Raw genomic sequence first — 2778 nt, 5'->3', positions numbered from 1 at the left:
TCGCCCTGGAAGAGCCCCGTCAGATAGCGCCAGTATTGCACCACGAAGGGTTGGTCGAGGCCAAGCTGGTGCCGGATATTGGCCACCGTTTCGGGCGTGGCGGATCGGCCCGCGATCTGGCGCACCGGGTCGGCGGGCAGCACGAACAGCAGGAAGAAGGTGATGAAGGACACGCCCAGCAGGATCAGGGCGGCCTGGATCAGGCGTCGGATCAGATAGGCCAGCATCACTCACGCCCTCTTTGCGTCGGGTCGAGCACGTCGCGCAGCGCGTCGCCCACGAGGTTGAAGGACAGCGCCAGAGCCAGGATCGCGGCGCCCGGGATGAAGACGAGCCACGGGGCCGCCTGGAAATAGGTCTGGTTCTCGAAGATGATGTTGCCCCAGCTTGGCGTGGGGGGCTGAACGCCCACGCCAAGATAGGACAGCGTCGCTTCCAGCAGCACGGTGGTCGAGATGCCCAGCGTGCCCCAGACGATGATCATCGGCACCAGATGCGGCAGGATGTGGCGGAACAGGATGCGCGCGGTCCCTGCCCCCAGCGTCTTCTCGGCGGCGACGAATTCCCGCTCGGCCAGCGCCGAGGTCTCGGTATAGACCACCCGCGCGGTCTGCACCCAGTTCACCAGCGCGATCACCATCGCGACGATCCAAAGGGACGGCGTGAAGATCGCCGCAAGGCAGATCGCCAGCAACAGCGCCGGGAAGGCCATCATCAGGTCGGTGAAGCGCATCAGCACCGCGCCGATCCAGCCGCGGAAATAACCCGCGGCCACACCGATCAGCGTGCCGATGATCAGCGCCAGACCGTTCGCCACGACACCGATGATCAGCGAGGTCCGCGCGCCATAGAGGATGCGCGAAAACAGGTCGCGCCCCAGAAGGTCGGTGCCGAGCCAGAATTTCTCGCCCGGCGGCATCGGCGCGCCTTCCAGCGTGAGCCCGTCGAACATCTGCTCTTGCGGCGCGAAAGGCGCGATCCAGGGCGCGAAGATCGCCCCGAGCGTCACCGTCGCGATGATCCCCATCCCAAGGATCGCGAGCTTTCGCCGCAGCAGACGGCGCAACGTGCTTTGCGGGCGGGTCGGCCCCTCAGCCAAGGTCGCGTCTGTCATCGGTATCCCCCTGCTCTTCGTGGTTGGCGACAATGCGGCGCGCGGCATCCTCGAAACTGACCCGCCAGGCCATCGCCATCTGGCGCAGCTGGTCATAGGCCTCGGCCTCGCTCTTGCCGCGCGCGGCCAGCAGCGTGACGGCGCGCACCACCGTCTGGCGTTCATCAAGCCTGCGGCGCAGATCCGCGATCTCTGCCGAGAGCAGTTGGCGCGCTTCAAAAGCGAGACGCGCAATCAGCAGCGCCGAGTAAACACCGCCATCGCCCACCGGCTTGAGAAGTTGCGCATGGGCACCCACCTCAAGCGACCATTCGATCCGCCCCGGCGCTTCCGAGCCGATCAGCGCGATCATCGGCATCGGGCTCTGGCCCGGCTTCCAGGGGAATTGCTCGTCATAGCCCTGATCGGCATCGAAGAAGATGAAATCGCCCGAGAGCGCCTCTGCGGGCAGTTCCGGCCAGCAAGGGACGACCTTCAGGCCGATCGCGCGCAACTGCCGGTCGAGCGCCTGCACCGTCGGGTGCGGGCGATGCAGGATATAGGCGTGCGCGCCACCAAGGTTCGGGATACGGATCTTGCGCTTCATGACACCACCCTCAGGCGCGGCGTCCCGGGCGCGACCGCCTCTCGGCCATGTGCAAGATAGGGGTCGCCCGCCACCGGCGCGAAGCTTTCGCGAACCTTGAAGGCGCCGTTTTCGATCTGCGCGATCAGCACGGGCAGTTCAGTGTGGTGGGTCGCCAGATCGATTCCCTCGCTGCCCGCTGGCGCATCGGCCAGAAGCCGCGCGAGGCTTTGACCCGGCGCCCCCTCATGCCCCGAGAGCAGCCGGGCCAACCGATAAACCAAGGACCAGGCGGCAGCTTCGTGCGACGAGCCGAAATTCCGGTGCGCAGCCGCGGGCCAGCCCGTAGCCCCCCGGAAATAGGGCCCCGCCGCGACCAGCCCCTCAGCGGCCGCCGGATGGATCGCCGGCAGTTCGCATTCGGTAAGATTGCACGAGAGGATGGGGCAGGTCTGGGGGCGGAAATGCGGATCCTCCTGGCCCAGACGGTGATAGGCTTCGAGGAAGGCGTATTGCGACGGCCCGATCAGGTTGTTGAGCACGAAATCGGGGCGCGTCACGCGGATTTCGTCGATCATCCGGTCGATCTCCAGCGAGCCGAGCCGCAGGTAGCGCTCACCCAGCACCTCGCCCCCCGCGCTTGAAATCACATCCCGCGCGAGCCGGTTCATCTCCCAGCCCCAGATGTAATTCGATCCGGTCAGGAAGCCCCGACGCCCGAGCCGCGCGAAGGCCCAGCCCAGCAGGGGCAGCAGGTGCTGGTTCGGGCAGGCATGACCGTAGACGATGTGATCGGAGGCCTCGAACCCCTCGTAAGGCACGGCATACCACAGCGTGCCGCCGAATTTCTCCAGCGTCGGGATCACCTCCTTACGGCTCCACGAGGTGACGCAGCCCACGACATGCCGGGCACCGCTGTCGCGCAGGATCTCTTCGCAAAGCGGGGCATAGGCGTCGATATTGCCCTGCGGATCGCGCTCGACCGGGATCAGGCTCAGCGGGAAATCGGGGATGGCGTTGATCTCGGCAATCGCGCTCAGCGCGCCGGTCCGGCACGCTTCGGAGATCAGCGAATAGCTCCCCGAGCGGGAATACAGCA

Annotated in this window: 3 protein-coding genes and 1 pseudogene; all 4 read right to left on the bottom strand. The window is 66.3% G+C overall.

What is annotated here, in order from left to right; translation table 11 throughout:
- Nucleotides 1–227, bottom strand: a pseudogene (locus tag AB7U46_RS17545) (ABC transporter permease); the annotation flags it as partial.
- Entirely contained in the window at nucleotides 227–1114 is an 888-nt protein-coding gene (locus tag AB7U46_RS17540) for an ABC transporter permease (protein ID WP_428338275.1), read from the bottom strand. The gene AB7U46_RS17540 and the pseudogene AB7U46_RS17545, both read right to left, overlap by 1 nt.
- Nucleotides 1092–1700 (bottom strand): ANTAR domain-containing response regulator, encoded by a 609-nt coding sequence (locus AB7U46_RS17535; RefSeq protein WP_428338274.1) that lies wholly within the window; start codon nucleotides 1698–1700, stop codon nucleotides 1092–1094. Before AB7U46_RS17535 ends, AB7U46_RS17540 begins: the two co-directional genes overlap by 23 nt.
- Nucleotides 1697–2776 (bottom strand): transporter substrate-binding protein, encoded by a 1080-nt coding sequence (locus tag AB7U46_RS17530; RefSeq protein WP_428338273.1) that lies wholly within the window; start codon nucleotides 2774–2776, stop codon nucleotides 1697–1699. Before AB7U46_RS17530 ends, AB7U46_RS17535 begins: the two co-directional genes overlap by 4 nt.
- Nucleotides 2777–2778 lie beyond the last annotated feature (2 nt).

This window comes from Paenirhodobacter sp. (assembly GCF_050177655.1).
Lineage (GTDB): Bacteria > Pseudomonadota > Alphaproteobacteria > Rhodobacterales > Rhodobacteraceae > Rhodobacter.
This window is presented reverse-complemented; position numbering and strand designations above follow the sequence as displayed.